The organism is Ruegeria sp. BC6, assembly GCF_056539185.1.
Map to the genome: position 1 here is coordinate 287,574 of NZ_JBQFUM010000005.1, position 15,638 is coordinate 303,211.

The following is a 15,638-nucleotide window of genomic DNA, read 5'->3' on the forward strand; positions in this document are numbered from 1 at the left end:
CCCCGAAATAGGGTGTTTGGCCTGCAAACTCAACGCCATCCGGACCGATGCCGCGATTGATCTCCGGCAGGCTTGATGTATCCCCATGGGGGGGATAGGGTTAATGCATGAACCCTCACAAGCATTCAACTCACCCGCAGATCATCGCGCGCCTGAAACGCGCACATGGGCATCTGGCCAAGGTCATCGCAATGCTGGACGACCAGGAGCCCTGTCCGGACATCGCTCAGCAGCTTTTCGCCGTGGAAAAGGCGATCACGAATGCCAAGCGGACACTGATCCATGATCATGTCGACCATTGCCTTGCTTCGGGCGACGCCGACTCGGTCGACGCCTTCAAGGCCATCACCAAGTACCTGTGATGCTGAGCGTTCTGCAAAACCGGGTCTATCGTCACCTGCTTGCTGCGCAAATCGTGGCCTTGACGGGCACCGGTCTTGCCACGGTGGCCCTGGGGCTTCTGGCCTACGATCTGGCCGGAAGCTCTGCGGCCCTGGTTCTGGGTACGGCACTGACGATAAAGATGGTTGCCTATGTTACGGTCGCACCGGTGGCGGCGGCCTTTGCGGAACGGCTAAACCGGCGAAAATTGCTTGTGACGCTGGACCTCGTCCGCGCCGCAGTGGCGCTGTGCCTGCCGTTCGTGACCGACATCTGGCAGGTCTACGTTCTGATCTTCGTTCTGCAATCTGCCTCAGCCGGGTTCACCCCGGCGTTCCAAGCCACGATACCAGACGTTCTGACCGACCAACAGGACTATACCAAGGCGCTGTCGCTGTCGCGCCTGGCCTATGATCTGGAAAGTCTGGTGAGCCCGATGCTGGCTGCGTTCCTTCTGATCTTCGTCAGCTTCGATAGCCTGTTTCTGGGAACAAGCCTCGGCTTTGCCGCCTCGGCCTTGTTGGTCATGTCGGTTGCCCTTCCCTCACCCACGCCCGTCCGGCCGCGCGGGATCTTCGACCGCACAACCCGCGGTCTGCGGATCTATCTGGCCACACCACGCCTTCGGGGGTTGCTGGCTTTGAGTTGGAGCGCCGCAGCGCTCAGCGCGATGGTCCTGGTCAATACCGTCGTCATCGTGCGTGCAAGCCTGGGGCTGTCCGATAGTGCCGTGGCCATCGCGCTGGCCGGTTTCGGCAGCGGGTCCATGCTGGCGGCATTTGCCGTGCCGGCGGTTTTGCGGCGGTTCGAGGACCGCAAAGTGATGCTGGCGGGTGCGACAATTGCCACCGCGGCCATGGCGTTTGCTGCGATCCTGTCTGCAGCTGTACCCATGAGCCTTGCCGGGCTGTCCGCAATCTGGGCACTGGTCGGCTTCGGATACTCGGCAACCCTGACCCCGTCGGGGCGCCTGCTGACCCGGTCGGCCCACGCCGAAGACCGCCCGGCCGTCTTCGCCGCCCAATTCACCCTGTCGCATGCCTGCTGGTTGGTTCTCTACCCGCTGGCCGGATGGGTCATGACAGCGTTCGGTGCGACAGTGGCCATGGCTTTGTTGACCGTTCTGTCACTGTGCGGTCTGGTCGGAGCTCTGTTGGCATGGCCTCGCGCCGAGCCGGGCGCGGTCATCCACCAGCATCCGGACCTGCCGGTCGACCATCCGCACCTGTCCGGATCGGCAGAGCACGCCCACCCGATCATCATCGACGACCTTCACCCCCGATACCCGCATCAGCCTTGAGCGCAGGCGCCAAACTGGCATACACCCGAACCATCCCTTCGGAACACGGAGCATCGATGGACCAGCTTGATCGCCGCATCATTGCCGCGCTGCAACACAACGCGCGCGCCTCGACCACCCATATCGCGGCAACGCTCGGGGTGGCCCGGACTACGGTGCATGAACGTATCAGCCGGATGGAGAGAAACGGTGTGATCGCCGGATATTCGGTGATCCTGCGCCAGGCCGAGGACACGCCCAAGGTCCAGGTCGTTGTCCTGCTGGAGGTACAGCAGAAAGAAACCGCCCGCATTATCAAGCGGCTCGAAGCCTATCCAGAGGTCAAGCTGTGCCTGTCGATCAATGGAGAATTCGATCTGTTGCTGTCCGCCGAAGCGCCGCGGATCGAGGATCTGGACATTCTGGTTGATGAGCTAGCGGCGATCCCGGGAGTGCTGCGGACCAACACCAGCGTTGTGTTCGGCCGCCGCATCGATCGGGGCTGAGGTCCCGATAACCCTCTGTAAACCCAAAACTGGCTAGCTTGGCCCGGACACAAGAATCCCCGGACCGGCAGAATGCCAGAGCTCAAGTTTTTCATCTCGATCGCCGTTTGGCTTACCGCCGCCGCGCCTGCCGCCCTGGCATGGTCGGATGGCCACGCGACTGATGTCTGCGACCGGGCCGCGCGCCGGGCGGCCATAGCCGAAGGTGTGCCGCAGGATATCCTGTTGGCCGTCACTCGAACCGAGACCGGGCGCAGCATGAGGGGCCGCCTGACACCCTGGCCCTGGACCGTCAATGTCGAGGGCAAAGGGTACTGGTTCGCCACCGAGACCGAGGCCAAGGCCTTTGTCTTCGACGTGTTCAAAGCGGGTGCGCGCAGTTTTGATATTGGCTGTTTCCAGATCAACTACCGCTGGCATGGCAAAGCCTTCCGGTCCATAGACGCTATGTTTGATCCGGATCTGAACGCTGTCTACGCGGCGCAGTTCCTGAAGTCGCTCTATGCCGAACAGGGATCGTGGGGGCATGCGGTTGGCGCCTATCACTCGCGCACGCCGGGCCTTGCAAAGGCTTATACGGACCGGTTTGAAACCATCCTGGCCAATCTCGACGGGGTGCCGCCGGTGCAACCGGGACACACCGGGCGCGATCCGTTTTCCCAGGCGGCCGCGCCTTTGATCCCGCCCGGTCGTGGCCGAACCGGGCCGGGCCGCTTGGGTTCATTGGTTCCCGCCTCCGCCGCTGCTGCTGCCTTCATAGCGTTCGATCAGGAGTGACGCGTGCCAAAGCTTGACGCCCGATCTCTGTTTTCACCCACCGTTCTACTGGCGTTGGCCTTGATGACCGTGATCGTCATGATGATCCTGCCAATGCCATCCTGGGTGCTGGACATTGGCCTTGCGGCCTCGTTCGCACTGGCCATCCTGATTTTCACCCTGACCCTGTTCATTGAGCGGCCGCTGGATTTCTCGTCCTTTCCAACAATCCTGCTGGCTTCGCTGATGCTGCGCCTGTCGCTCAACGTGTCGTCGACCAAGCTGATCATCGGGCAGGGCCATACCGGGCCCAACGCGGCCGGTGACGTCATCGAGGGCTTTGCCCAATTCGTCATGAGCGGCAGCATCTTCCTGGGCCTCGTGGTATTCGGTGTGCTGCTGATCGTGAACTTCATGGTGATCACCAAAGGTGCGGCGCGCATGGCCGAAGTCGGGGCCCGCTTTGCCCTTGACGGAATGCCGGGCAAACAGCTTGCCATCGACAGCGACATGTCTGCCGGCGCCATCGACCATCAGCAAGCAAAGGAACGGCGCGAGCTTGAGCAACAGGAAACCACCTTTTTCGGGTCGCTGGACGGGGCATCCAAATTCGTCAAGGGCGACGCAATTGCAGGGCTGCTGATTACCCTGCTCAACCTGGTGATGGGGTTGATCATGGGGGTGATCGTGCACAGTATGCCGGTCGCCTCGGCGTTTGAAACCTATGCGATCCTGACTGTTGGTGACGGGTTGGTCACGCAGATACCGGCTGTCATCATCTCCATCGCATCCGCCCTGTTGCTGGCCCGCGGTGGCACGCAGGGTGCAACCGACACCGCCTTGTTCTCGCAACTGGGGCGGCATCCGGCTGCGCTGGCAACCGTTGCGATCCTGATGGTGCTGTTTGCGCTGGTGCCCGGGTTGCCTTTTCTGCCGTTCATTCTCGGTGGCGTGATCCTGGGCTATGCGGCCTTCGTTGTTCACAGAAAGCAATCAGCTGCCACAGAGGCGGCACAGATGCCGGCTTCGGACGCCGAGCCCAAGGCATCACAAGGCATCGGAGACGTCCTTGACCTCGACGACGTTCACCTCGAATTTGCCCCGGATCTGGTCAGCATGGTGTTGAACCCCGGCACCGGATTGGACGCCCGGATCGCCAACATGCGGACCTACGTGGCGTCGAGCTTTGGATTGATCCTGCCGGAGATCCGACTGACAGACCGGGCCGACTTGCCGACGGGCACTTACGTCATTCGTGTTCAGGGCGTCGAACAGGCCCGGGGGGTGCTTCACCCCGACCTGATCCTGGCGCTGGTGCAGGACGGGCTGGACCTGTTGCCGGAAGGCAATGACGTCACCGAACCCGTCTACGGCGCGCCCGCCCGATGGATCCTGCCCAAGGATCAAGAGGCCGCCGCGCTGAGCGGCGCAACCATCGTCACCCCGCCCGAGATTCTGGCCACACATCTGCTGGAGATCATCAAGCAGAACTTCCCGCGCCTGCTGACCCTGAAATCCCTGCGTCGGCTCCTGTCAGAGATGACCCGCCTCAGTGACCCGGTCCGGGCCGAGGCGAACCGAAAGCTGCTGGACGAGCTGATCCCCGACAAAGTTCCGATTGACACCCTGCATGCGGTTTTGAGGCTGCTGCTCGAAGAACGGGTTTCGATCCGCAACATGGCGCTGATCCTTGAAAGCGTGGCCGAGGCGCGGATGACCACGACGCAGCCTGAGGCGATCTGCGAGATCGTGCGCCAGCGACTGGGCTTCCAGCTGGTGGCGGACCTGAAGCGCGGCGACGGCTCAATTCCCCTGATCCAGTTGGCGCCGGAATGGGAGGAGACGTTCTCCACCTACCAGATCGACACTCCGAATGCTGGATTGGATGTGGCACTGCCCCCCAATCTGTTCAACAAACTGGCCGATGGCGTCGTCACGACGATAACACGCAGCGCGGATCAGGGTGTGTTCCCGGCGTTGGTAACCTCGACGCGGCGGCGCAGGTTGCTGCGTACCATCATGCACGCGCGGGGAATTTCGAATCCTGTCTTGTCGTTCGAGGAAATTGGGCTCGAAGCGCGGCCGGCTCTGGTCGGAACGGTGCCGGTGTGATTGGGCTGCCGCCGGACTTGCTGGCTCAGCTGGGGGGCGTCCTGTGGTCCTCGTTTGCGGTTTTTCTCAGGGTTTCAGCGCTGGTTTCCCTACTACCAGCTTTCGGGGAGCGCAGCATTCCAACCCGCGTAAAGCTGGGGGTCGCAATGGCATTCACGCTGGTCGTCGCGCCGTCGGTTTCCGTTGCCGAGCCCGACAGTGGCCTGATGCCGCTGGTTCAATTGATACTGACCGAAATCCTGATCGGCCTGACCCTGGGGATCGGACTTCGGCTACTGGTACTCGCCCTTCAAACCGCCGGGTCGATGGCCGCGCAAGCCACGTCGTTATCGCAGATCCTGGGTGGCGCCGCTGCGGATCCGGCCCCGGCGATGGGACATTTTTTGACACTGTCCGGGTTGGCCCTTGCCACACTGATGGGCGTTCACATCCGGGTGGCCCAATTCCTGGTCGACAGCTATTCACTATTCCCGGTGGGTGCAGCCCCAACAGCGACCGATCTGTCACGTTGGGGGGTGTCGCAGGTATCGCGCAGCTTTGCATTGGCCTTTGGACTGGCCATGCCGTTTGTCATTGCATCATTGATCTACAACCTGGCCCTGGGTGTCATCAACCGGGCCATGCCTCAACTGATGGTCGCCTTTGTGGGCGCGCCGGCAATCACCTTTGCCGGATTGTTCCTTTTGTTCGCGGGAACGCCGATCATCCTTGCGGTCTGGTCTGACGTCCTGTTCCAGTACTTGCTTGATCCGACCGGAGCACCGGAATGAGCAGCTCGGACGATGACACTGACAAGTCCTTCGAGGCGACACCGCAGAAACTGCAGAAGGCTCGGGAAAAGGGTGAGGTCGTCAAATCAAATGACCTTTCCGCGGTTGCCGCCTATTCCGGCCTGACAATCGCTCTTTTGGCGGTCGGGCAGTTTTCGACCGAACATTTGGGATCATCCCTGATGGTTCTGATTGATCAGGCCCCGGAACTGTCACGGTTGTTGACGTCTGGCAGCGCGGCTGCACCGGTCGGCGGGCTGATGGAAAAGGTTGCCGTTTCCGCGGGCATTCTGTTGGCGGTTCCAGCGGCGTTTGTGTTGCTGAACCTCTTGGCACTGCGCGCTCTGGTGTTTGCCCCAAGCAAACTGACGCCGAAGATGTCCCGCATTTCAATCCCATCCAATGCCAAGAACAAGTTCGGTCGTGCCGGACTTTTTGAGTTCCTCAAAAGCTTCATCAAGCTGGTGATCTACAGCATCTGCCTTGCCGTGTTTTTGAAATCCAACCTGGCGGACATCCTGACCGCTGCAGCCAGCCCCGCACGAGCCTCCATCCCGCTGATGATGACCCTTCTGTTTGGGTTCCTGTTCATCGCCGTCGCTGTCACGCTGGCCATCGGGGTCATCGACTACCTGTGGCAGTATTCCGAGCACATGCGAAAAAATCGAATGTCGCGCAAAGAACTGCAGGACGAGACGAAGGACTCGGAAGGCGATCCGCATGTCAAACAGCAGAGACGCCAGCGCGCGCAAGAGATTGCGACCAACCAGATGATGGCCGAGGTTCCAAAGGCCGACGTGGTCATCGTCAACCCCACCCATTTTGCGGTGGCATTGAAATGGACCCGCGCCCGTGGAACCGCACCCGTCTGCGTCGCAAAGGGCGTTGACGAAGTTGCCGCGACAATCCGCCGAACGGCAATGGAGTCAGGAGTTCCGATTCATTCGGACCCGCCGACGGCGCGAGCCCTGCATGCGACCGTCGAAATCGGAAAGGAGATAACGGAAGACCTGTATCGTCCGGTCGCTGCCGCCATCCGATTTGCCGAAGCCATGCGAAAACGCGCGAAGGGAACGGTCGGATGACACGCACGAAACTAGGGGATCTAGCGGCGGTCACGGCGGCTTCATTCGAAAGAGAGTTTCAGAAACTGAAACCGATACTTGAGGCCGAAAGCCGCATTCAGGCACATATCAGCGCACTGAACGCGCAGGTCGCCCAAACGGCGTCGGACGCCGCGCAAACCCCTGGGTACCAGATCGCTGGCGCGGACGTCTTGTGGCACGGGTGGGAGTCCAGAACCCGGCGTGACCTCAACACTGAATTGGCGCGGGTCAGATCCCGGAAACTGGCAATGATGGAGGACCTTCGCCAAGCATTCGGCCGCAAGCAGGCGGTTGAGACGTTGCAGCGCGATCAAGAAACCGCGCTGCGCATTGCACGCGCCAGGAAACTGATGAACCAGTAATACGAAAGCTGAAGCCCGCCCTTTTGGAGTCAGGTGTCCTGGCGGCTCACGCTCATGATCAAAACACGGGACACGTCATCGCCAAGGTCCTTTCGGGCCACCTCCAACAGGGACTTTCGCAGCACCTCAAGATTGTCCGATTGCGTGAATTCGCCGTCGAACCCACCAATATTCGCGTGATCAAACAGCACTTGAAGAAACCCGTCCCGCAGTTTCGGTTCGATTTCGTAGAACTCCTCCGAGATGCCCGGCCGGGTTTCCAGACTCAGCGACATGGTCACCAGAGCAGAGATTTCGTTTTCTTCGACGACCGGAACGACGAACTGTTTGGTCAACTTGAGATACTCATAGGGACCGGCCTTGCCGGACTTCTCACTGTAGCCGGAGGTTTTATTCGATTTGTCTGTTGTCTCCTCGGCGTGGCGCTCCGGTGCTTTGGCATCGGCTTCGGTATCCGCTGGTCCCGGTGTCAAAAATAGCCCAGCCGCAACGCCGGCCCCGAGACCTGCAATCAAAAAGAAAACGGGGAGTAGTTTCTTCATCATTTGAACACCTTAGAATGGCAACAGCGCGTCCAGTACCTGTTGCCCGTATCGTGGCTGCTGAACATCCGTGATCTGACCGCGGCCACCATAGGACACCCGTGCAGACGCGATCTTGTCATAGGTAATCTCGTTCTGGCGCGAGATGTCCTGCGGACGCACATAACCAGACACCAGCAGCTCGCGAAGTTCGAAATTCACCCTCAGTTCCTGTGTTCCGGAAATCGACAGGACGCCGTTCGGCAGGACATCGATCACCGTTGCGGCGACGCGCAGTGTCAGCTTTTCCTTGCGTTTCACCGACCCCTTGCCCTTGCTGACCGACGCGGAATCGATCGAAACCGCTTCGTCCAGTGACGCACCATCTGGCAGGTGTTTCGCGGCGCGCTGGGGCAATCCCAAGAGGCCGGGAACCTTGAGATCTTCCGAGCTGCCGCGCGACCGGTTTGTATCGTTCGAGATTTCGGCCTTCTCATCCAGCTCGATCACGACAGTCAGAATATCGCCCTTCTTGATGGCGCGCTGATCACCCAGCAGAGATTGCTGACCCCCACTCCACAGAGACGCGCGGTCCACGGCGCGCTGGGATTGAGTGTGCAACGGCAAACCCGGCCACAACATCGCCACGTGTTCCGGAGTTTCCGTAGTTGGCGACAGGCTGGGCGGCTTGCCCAGATGGTCCAAACGCCCGCAGGCGGAAAGGGACAGGAGGGCCAGCAACAGGGATCTGGACAGTTTCATGATCAAAACACCTCGATTTGGCCGTCGGGACGGATTTTTCCTGTTACCGTCGTTCGTGACGACAGGTTCATGACTCGGATGCGATCTCCGGCGGCGCCACGGCCCAGCGCGCGCCCTTCGACCGCGATGGACAGTCCGCCTTTCACGAAGACAAGCGTCACCAGATCGTTTCGATCGACCAGGGCGGGAGGGCCGACACTTGCCATCAGAATTGGCCGACCGGGATACAGAGCGGTCTTGGCTTCCTGCCCGATCAGGTCTGCAGGATCATTTACCGCGCCGGGTGCCTCACCGGATTTCACCTGAAGATCAGCGGATTCAATGATCTCCTTGGCCCGGATCGTTCTGGTCGGCACGACTAAGTCAGCAAAGGCGGCAACCGGAAGAAGCCACAGGGATATGAAGGCCACGACCCGCATCAGCGTACCTGTGTCGTCGCGCCCATCATCTGGTCGACGGCCGAAATCACCTTGGCATTCATTTCGTAGCCGCGCTGCGCCTCGATCAGATCGGTCACCTCACGTACCGCATCGACCGAGCTATCCTCCAAATAGCCTTGACGCAGCATCCCGAGCCCGTCCTCGCCTGGGGTGCCCACGATCGGAGCGCCCGAAGCCTCGGTTTCCTTGAACAGGTTGCTGCCGATGGCCTCGAGGCCTTTGGCATTGGAAAAGCTGGCCAGCGTGAATTCTCCCAGCAGTTGCCCTTCCGCGGTGTCGTCAAAATAGGCGTAGACCTCGCCGGACGCGTTGATGGAAATCGACCGCGCGTCGTCCGGGATGGTGATTTCGGGGGCGACCGCAAACCCGTCCGAAGTGACGATGAGGCCTTCGGCCGATCGCTTCAGACTGCCGTCACGGGTATAGGCCGACTGGCCGTTTGGCAGAACCACCTCGAGATATCCGCGCCCTTCGATCGCGATGTCCAAGTCACTGCCCGTCGCGGACAACGCGCCTTGGGCCAACTCGACAGTCACGGCCGCGGGACGAACACCCAGACCAAGCTGTATTCCCGTCGGCAGGACAGTACCGTCCGCGGCGTTCACCGTGCCGGCGCGAGCCATCTGCTGATAGTGCAGATCCGCAAATTCAGCCCGCCGGGCGTTGTAGCCCGTGGTCGACATGTTCGCCAAGTTGTTCGAGATCGTCTCGACCCGCATTTGTTGCGCCGCCATTCCAGTCGCGGCAATTTTCAGGGCTCGCATTTCGGTTTCTCCTGCAGTTTCAGATCAGCGCATCAAGGTCTTCAAGGCGCCGCGGACCCTTTCGTCTTCGGCGTCAAGAAAACTCTGACCCAGTTCGTAGGCACGCTGGATTTCGATCAGCCGGGCCACCTGGCCGATGGCGTTGACGTTCGAACCCTCCAGAAACCGGTTCAGAACCACTGGCTGCTCGACCGGCTCGACCTCGCCTTCCGGTTTGAACAGGGTGCTGCCTTCCCGCACCAACTCGGTGCCTTCCGCGGGCTGAACCACCCCGATCTGCCCCAAAGCCTGTCCATTCACGCTGAGCGTCCCGTCGCCGCCCACATCAATGGTTGCTGCGTCCGGTGGGATGAAGACCGGGGCCCCGTTGCTGTCCAGCACGCGGTGCCCATCCATCGTCACCAGATCGCCATTGGCGTCCGGTGAAAAGCTGCCCGCCCGGGTCAGACGGTTGCCGGACGGAGTTTCAACCAAGAAAAACCCACTGCCTTCGATTGCAAAATCGAATTGCCCACCGGTTTCCGTCAACACGCCCTGTGCAAAAAACGTGTTGCGCGCCTGAGCACGGCTCATGGACAGAGAGGGGCTGCCAGGAAGGTCCCGCACAAACTCGGAAAACACCAAACCCTGCTGGCGGTAACCCGTCGTGTGCGCATTGGCGATATTGTTCGCGACCAGGCGCATTTCGTTCATCAGCCCGGTTTGACGGGACAAGGTGACGTAAGCTGTATCCATCAGCGGCCTCCTGCAATCAGCGGAACCAGTGTCGAGGTGAAGAACGTGACCAGCGTCTGAGTCATGAAGCCCATCGAGACCCAGAACACGATGACGATGGCCACCAACTTGGGAACGAAGGTCAGGGTCATCTCCTGGATGGACGTCAGGGCCTGGAACAGGCCCACGGTCAAACCCGTGACCAGCGCAACCGTCAGAATCGGAACTGACGTGATCACGGCAATCCACAGGGCCTGACGCACGACGTCATAGAACAGACCTTCGCTGAGCATCGTTCAGACCGGCATCCGCAGAATTTCCTGGTAGGCCTCAACGACCTTGTTGCGCACGACAACCGCTGTTTCGACCGCAAGTTCGGTCTGGGCCAGTGTCTGCACGAGGGCATGTGGGTCGGCGTGACCAATCATGGCCGCATGGGCGACCTCTTCGCTGTGTTTCAGGGTTGCCGCAAAGTCCTGAAATGATGCGCGCAGCCCTTGTGCCGCGCCACTTGTTCCCGGATCCGCTTGGGTGGCCGGGCGGGCATGCGCATAGCTCTGAGCCGCGGTGATCGATCGGATATCCATTCTGGCTTTCCTTTATTTTCTCAACAATTCCATGAGGCTGGCCGACATCTGTCGGGTCTGGTCGAACATCTTGAGGTTTGCTTCGTAACTGCGTTGCGCTTCACGCGCGTCGGCGATCTCGACCATAAGATCGACATTGGACCCCGCGTAATATCCGCTGGCGTCCGCCATCGGGTGACCGGGATCATAGATCCGGGGCAACGCCCGCCGGTCCAGCCTGACCCGACCGGCCTGAACCAGATCAGTGCCGTCCTTTTGCACCGTCTCGAAAGGGACCGATTTGCGCCGGTAACCCGGAGTATCCGCGTTCGAGATGTTTTCCGAAACATGGCGTAGGCGCGCAGCCTCCGCCCGCAGCGCGCTGGCGGTGACGGCCAGGGATTTGGAGAAATCGCTCATGACGGCTTCCTCACGCCTTGCCCAGACCGGTGCGCAGGATCCCGATCGAGGACTTGTAGATGGCCAGCGCGCGGTCATGCTGTCGCTTGACCTCGACCGCATTCAGCATTTCTTCTTCGAGCGAAACACCATTGCCATTGGGATCGACGGCGCCGCCGCGCATATGCTCGGCCCAAGTCATGCCGCCCGGCCCGACACCGTTCAAATGACCGTCGCGGGTCGCGCTCATTGCGCTGGTGGCACTGGATTTTTCAAAGGCTTCCACGAAAGGCTCAATATCGCGAGCCCGGTAGCCAGGCGTATCCGCGTTGGCCATGTTGCGCGAGATGACGGCCTGCCGTTGTCCGGCGTGGGTTGCCAGGGCGTACGCAACTTTAAAGACGTTCAGGTCCGAGAACATCGGGGCTTCTCCCTCGATCAATTTCAATCAAGGCTTAACCCCGATTCCTTTAGAAACCGTTTTCAGAAACCAATTGGAGCCGACGCCATGTCCGACCTCGATCCCTCGATTCTGAAGTACCAGTTCGAACGGCTTTCTCCAGTGCGGCACAAGGGTCTGGTCGCGGGTGTTTCCGGTGGGGTGATCGAGGTCGAAGGGCTGGCGGAACACGCGCGCGTCGGCGACCATCTGATTTTGCGGCGACGCGACGACCAGCCCTTGGCTGGCGAAGTGTTGCAGGTCGAGGCCGGAGCCGTTCACATGCTGCCTGGCGCAGCCCCTGACGGCGTTCGCCTGGGGGACAGGGTCTATCTTGAGCCGACTCCGGTTTTTGCACCCGGTTTGCATTGGCTTGGTCGCGTGGTCGATCCGTTCGGCAAACCGCTGGACGGCAAACCACTTCTGCCCGGGACGCAGGCCCGCAACGTGATGTCCGCGCCCCCCCGGGCCGTCGACCGCAAACCGCTGGGAGACCGTATGGCCACCGGGTTGGCGATTTTGAACACCCTGCTTCCGATCGTCCAGGGGCAGCGTGTCGGCCTTTTTGCGGGGTCGGGTGTGGGAAAATCAAGTTTGCTGGCAACGCTGGCCAGATCCATGCAAGCCGATGCCGTGGTCGTCGCGCTGGTGGGCGAACGCGGGCGCGAAGTGAATGAATTCGTCGAGACCGCGTTGGGCGCCGAAGGTATGGGGCGCTCGATCGTGGTTGCGGCCACGTCCGACCAATCAGCTCTGGCCCGCCGGCGCTGCGCCTGGTCTGCGATGACAGCGGCCGAGTTTTTGCGGGATCAGGGTCTGAGCGTTCTGTTCCTCTGCGACTCGGTCACCCGGTTCGCCGAGGCGCATCGCGAGATCGCCGTCGCCATGGGTGAGGCCCCGTCCCTGCGGGGTTTTCCGCCTTCGGTCACACCGATGATCGCCAGCCTTTGTGAACGCGCCGGCCCGGGAACCGCCGATCAGGGCGACATCACCGCCGTGTTCAGCGTTCTGGTCGCGGGTTCGGACATGGATGAACCGGTGGCCGACATCCTGCGCGGCGTTCTTGACGGGCATATCGTGCTAAGTCGCGAGATCGCCGAGCGAGTGCGCTTTCCAGCCATCGCGCTCAGCCGTTCGGTCTCGCGCTCTTTACCGGCTGCGGCGACACCCGAGGAAAACAAGCTGATCGCCGAAGCCCGCCGGCTGGTCGGAAGCTATGAGCAGTCCGAAGTGATGATCAAGGCGGGTCTGTACACGCCGGGCACGGACCCGCTCCTGGATCAGGCGGTTCGCATCCATGACGAGCTTGACGGCTTTTTCGGCAAACTCGATCCGGACGGAATCCAGAACAGTTTCAACCGCCTTTCGGTCATCCTGCGCCGGGCCAGCGCCGGGATGGTCCAATGAGGGGTCGGCAAAGGTCTGAACAGTTTTAGATATTAAGCCGCCCTTAATCCCCACGCTGCTAATCCAATAAGCGGGTGAAAAAGGGTGGTTTAGATGGGTGCGCAATCAAATGCGGCGCCGATCATCATCAAGAAGAAGCGCGTTTCGGGTGGCGATGGCCATCACGGCGGCGCCTGGAAGGTCGCGTATGCGGACTTCGTGACGGCCATGATGGCGTTCTTCATGTTGATGTGGCTGCTGAACGCAACGACCGAAAAGCAACGCAAGGGTTTGGCGGACTACTTCTCTCCGACAATTCCGATCAATCCCGTTTCCGGCGGGGGCGACGGGGCCTTTGGGGGCGACAATATGTTCTCGGAGAAAACCATGGTGATGGATGGCTCGGGAGCGACGAACAAGAACCCGACCGAGGCCAAGCGCGCACGGGGTTCGAGTGGTGTGGATGCCGATGGCGGCGGGCGCGGCGCGTTCGAAGACTTCTCGTCGCTCGAGGCGCGACTGCTGGGGCGCTCCGGTGAAAGCATGGTGACCCAAAAAGCCTTGAAGCATATTGTCACTCGGGTGACGGACGAGGGTCTGATCGTCGAGCTGTTCGATACCGAAGATGAGCCGTTGTTCGAGAGAGGTTCCGATTCTCCAACGCAGATGATGCGTGCACTGGTACTGCTGGTTGCACGTTCATCGGACATGGTGATGAATTCCATCTCGGTCGAGGGTCACGTGCATTCCTCTCCGGTGGTTCTGGCCCGAAATCCGTCGTGGGATCTGTCGACTTCGCGCGCGCAGGTGGTACGGCAGATGCTTCAGGACAAGGGGGTCGGCGCCAAACGGCTTGAACGGGTCACGGGTCATGCCGATCGCAAGCTGGCGGTGAAAAACCCGATGGCGGCCCGCAACAACCGGATCGAGATCGTGTTTCTACGCAATCCCTGAGATCGGAGGATATCTGGCATTTTACTTGTTAGCGCGCTGTTAAGGCCCAGCGCGTTACCTGTTGCGGGAACGATTGACGCAACAGAAGGGCGTGCCGATGACAATTTCCTCTTCGCTGAATGCCGGTGTGGCCAGCTTGAAGGCCAACGCGAACAGGTTGGCGACCATATCGGACAATATCGCCAACTCTTCGACCTACGGTTACAAGCGGGTTGAGACGGATTTTCATTCGATGGTGACGTCGGGCCAGGGCGGAAGCTATTCGGCGGGCGGCGTCCGGACCACCAGCCAGCGACTGATCGATCAGCGCGGCTCGCTGGTTACCACCAACAACTCAACCGACCTGGCCGTGCGCGGCCGGGGCATGCTGCCGGTTCGCCCAAGTTCCCAGATTGGAACCGATTCAAACGAAATGCTTCTGACCACCACCGGATCCTTCCGAACCAATGCGGAAGGGTATCTGGTTACCGAGTCCGGACTTGTGCTGCTGGGCTGGCCCGCCAACGCCGATGGGTCCATTCCCAACGTTTCGCGCGACACACCCGCAGCGTTGCAGCCGGTTCAACTCAGCGTCAATCAATTGTCCGGCTCGCCGACCACCGCAATGAACCTGCGCATGAACCTGCCCGCCACGGCCACCGATGCCGGCGCACCTGGTGACACGCAGCCCTTGTCCGTCGAATATTTCGACAATTTGGGCAAACCCGAGAATGTCGATATCGAGCTTGTCCCGACGGTGCCGGCCGCCGGGTCCAGCAACGAATGGACGATGATCTTGCGCGACTCCGCTTCGGGCGGCGCCGTGATCGGTGAATATACGCTGACATTTACGGACAGCAGAACCGCAGGCGGTACCCTTGCCAGTGTGACCACCGTGTCCGGTGGCACCTATGATCCGACCACCGGCAGCTTTGTCGTCAACGTCGCCGGCGGCCCGATGGAGGTCAATATCGGTCTGATCGGTGACAGCGATGGAATCACTCAACTGTCCGACACGTTTGCGCCGGTTTCGATCACTCGGGACGGATCCGCAGTCGGGACCATGTCCAGCGTTCAGGTCGATGAAAACGGATACGTCTACGCGCTGTATGACACGGGCGTCACCCGTCGGATGTACCAGATACCGCTGGCGGACGTCCCCAACCCGAATGGGCTGACCGCACTCGACAGCCAGACATATGCGCCGTCTCGCGACAGTGGAACTTATTTCCTGTGGGATGCCGGCGAAGGTCCGACGGGCGAATTGATTTCCTTCGCGCGCGAAGAGTCGACGACCGACGTTGCGACTGAACTGACGTCGATGATCCAAACCCAGCGCGCCTATTCGTCAAGCGCAAAGGTGATCCAGACAGTCGACGAGATGTTGCAGGAAACAACCAACATCAAGCGCTGATCTGAACCTGCAAAGCGGAAAGGAACGG

The 15,638-nt window shown here is 60.7% G+C and carries 20 protein-coding genes; 11 read left to right on the top strand and 9 right to left on the bottom strand.

Annotated features, from left to right (window positions below; all coding sequences use genetic code 11):
• Window positions 1-107 precede the first annotated feature (107 nt).
• The 8 genes from ACR0MM_RS15970 to ACR0MM_RS16005 all read left to right on the top strand — a co-directional run bounded on the left by ACR0MM_RS15970 (window position 108) and on the right by ACR0MM_RS16005 (window position 7,272).
• On the top strand, window positions 108-362 hold the full coding sequence (locus tag ACR0MM_RS15970; RefSeq protein WP_170343144.1) for a metal-sensing transcriptional repressor: 255 nt from the start codon (window positions 108-110) through the stop codon (window positions 360-362).
• Window positions 362-1,681, top strand: a complete 1,320-nt coding sequence (locus ACR0MM_RS15975; RefSeq protein ID WP_480697283.1) for an MFS transporter — start codon at window positions 362-364, stop codon at window positions 1,679-1,681. Before ACR0MM_RS15970 ends, ACR0MM_RS15975 begins: the two co-directional genes overlap by 1 nt.
• A gap of 56 nt (window positions 1,682-1,737) precedes the next feature.
• The gene (locus ACR0MM_RS15980; RefSeq protein WP_093963783.1) at window positions 1,738-2,166 is read left to right on the top strand and encodes an Lrp/AsnC family transcriptional regulator; all 429 of its coding nucleotides are present in this window, start codon (window positions 1,738-1,740) and stop codon (window positions 2,164-2,166) included.
• 72 nt (window positions 2,167-2,238) lie between these two features.
• Window positions 2,239-2,943, top strand: coding sequence for a transglycosylase SLT domain-containing protein (locus tag ACR0MM_RS15985; RefSeq protein ID WP_480697285.1), 705 nt, complete (start codon window positions 2,239-2,241; stop codon window positions 2,941-2,943).
• Window positions 2,944-3,006: 63 nt separating this feature from the next.
• The gene (gene flhA, locus ACR0MM_RS15990) at window positions 3,007-5,034 is read left to right on the top strand and encodes a flagellar biosynthesis protein FlhA (protein WP_480697383.1); all 2,028 of its coding nucleotides are present in this window, start codon (window positions 3,007-3,009) and stop codon (window positions 5,032-5,034) included.
• Window positions 5,031-5,804, top strand: a complete 774-nt coding sequence (locus ACR0MM_RS15995) for a flagellar biosynthetic protein FliR (protein WP_480697287.1) — start codon at window positions 5,031-5,033, stop codon at window positions 5,802-5,804. Before flhA ends, ACR0MM_RS15995 begins: the two co-directional genes overlap by 4 nt.
• The gene (gene flhB, locus ACR0MM_RS16000) at window positions 5,801-6,889 is read left to right on the top strand and encodes a flagellar type III secretion system protein FlhB (protein ID WP_480697289.1); all 1,089 of its coding nucleotides are present in this window, start codon (window positions 5,801-5,803) and stop codon (window positions 6,887-6,889) included. Before ACR0MM_RS15995 ends, flhB begins: the two co-directional genes overlap by 4 nt.
• Entirely contained in the window at window positions 6,886-7,272 is a 387-nt protein-coding gene (locus ACR0MM_RS16005; RefSeq protein WP_480697291.1) for a hypothetical protein, read from the top strand. The genes flhB and ACR0MM_RS16005 overlap by 4 nt, the downstream gene beginning before the upstream one ends.
• A 29-nt stretch (window positions 7,273-7,301) precedes the next feature.
• On the opposite strand, the gene ACR0MM_RS16010 is transcribed toward ACR0MM_RS16005, so the two are convergent.
• The 9 genes from ACR0MM_RS16010 to ACR0MM_RS16050 are packed head-to-tail and all read right to left on the bottom strand — an operon-like array spanning window position 7,302 to window position 11,859.
• Window positions 7,302-7,817, bottom strand: a complete 516-nt coding sequence (locus ACR0MM_RS16010; protein ID WP_480697293.1) for a flagellar basal body-associated FliL family protein — start codon at window positions 7,815-7,817, stop codon at window positions 7,302-7,304.
• Between the two features lie 9 nt (window positions 7,818-7,826).
• Complete coding sequence (gene flgH, locus ACR0MM_RS16015; RefSeq protein WP_170372463.1) at window positions 7,827-8,555, bottom strand: flagellar basal body L-ring protein FlgH; 729 nt, start codon at window positions 8,553-8,555, stop codon at window positions 7,827-7,829.
• 2 nt (window positions 8,556-8,557) lie between these two features.
• On the bottom strand, window positions 8,558-8,974 hold the full coding sequence (gene flgA / locus ACR0MM_RS16020) for a flagellar basal body P-ring formation chaperone FlgA (protein WP_480697295.1): 417 nt from the start codon (window positions 8,972-8,974) through the stop codon (window positions 8,558-8,560).
• Window positions 8,974-9,759, bottom strand: coding sequence for a flagellar basal-body rod protein FlgG (gene flgG / locus ACR0MM_RS16025; RefSeq protein WP_170343153.1), 786 nt, complete (start codon window positions 9,757-9,759; stop codon window positions 8,974-8,976). Before flgG ends, flgA begins: the two co-directional genes overlap by 1 nt.
• A 24-nt stretch (window positions 9,760-9,783) precedes the next feature.
• Window positions 9,784-10,494 (bottom strand): flagellar hook-basal body complex protein, encoded by a 711-nt coding sequence (locus tag ACR0MM_RS16030; RefSeq protein ID WP_170372469.1) that lies wholly within the window; start codon window positions 10,492-10,494, stop codon window positions 9,784-9,786.
• Window positions 10,494-10,766: a flagellar biosynthetic protein FliQ gene (locus ACR0MM_RS16035; RefSeq protein WP_170365606.1), complete on the bottom strand. Its 273-nt coding sequence runs from the start codon at window positions 10,764-10,766 to the stop codon at window positions 10,494-10,496. The genes ACR0MM_RS16030 and ACR0MM_RS16035 overlap by 1 nt, the downstream gene beginning before the upstream one ends.
• A 3-nt stretch (window positions 10,767-10,769) precedes the next feature.
• Window positions 10,770-11,060 carry a flagellar hook-basal body complex protein FliE gene (gene fliE, locus ACR0MM_RS16040; RefSeq protein WP_480697297.1) on the bottom strand — a complete coding sequence of 97 codons (291 nt, stop codon included), beginning with the start codon at window positions 11,058-11,060 and terminating at the stop codon, window positions 10,770-10,772.
• 12 nt (window positions 11,061-11,072) lie between these two features.
• Entirely contained in the window at window positions 11,073-11,459 is a 387-nt protein-coding gene (flgC, locus tag ACR0MM_RS16045; protein WP_170526217.1) for a flagellar basal body rod protein FlgC, read from the bottom strand.
• Between the two features lie 10 nt (window positions 11,460-11,469).
• Window positions 11,470-11,859, bottom strand: a complete 390-nt coding sequence (locus ACR0MM_RS16050; RefSeq protein ID WP_170365611.1) for a FlgB family protein — start codon at window positions 11,857-11,859, stop codon at window positions 11,470-11,472.
• Between the two features lie 87 nt (window positions 11,860-11,946).
• On the opposite strand from ACR0MM_RS16050, the gene ACR0MM_RS16055 reads away from it, so the two are divergent.
• The 3 genes from ACR0MM_RS16055 to ACR0MM_RS16065 all read left to right on the top strand — a co-directional run bounded on the left by ACR0MM_RS16055 (window position 11,947) and on the right by ACR0MM_RS16065 (window position 15,610).
• Window positions 11,947-13,284 carry a FliI/YscN family ATPase gene (locus ACR0MM_RS16055; protein ID WP_480697299.1) on the top strand — a complete coding sequence of 446 codons (1,338 nt, stop codon included), beginning with the start codon at window positions 11,947-11,949 and terminating at the stop codon, window positions 13,282-13,284.
• 93 nt (window positions 13,285-13,377) lie between these two features.
• Window positions 13,378-14,217: a flagellar motor protein MotB gene (locus ACR0MM_RS16060; protein WP_480697301.1), complete on the top strand. Its 840-nt coding sequence runs from the start codon at window positions 13,378-13,380 to the stop codon at window positions 14,215-14,217.
• A gap of 97 nt (window positions 14,218-14,314) precedes the next feature.
• The gene (locus tag ACR0MM_RS16065) at window positions 14,315-15,610 is read left to right on the top strand and encodes a flagellar hook protein FlgE (RefSeq protein ID WP_170343156.1); all 1,296 of its coding nucleotides are present in this window, start codon (window positions 14,315-14,317) and stop codon (window positions 15,608-15,610) included.
• Window positions 15,611-15,638: the final 28 nt, after the last annotated feature.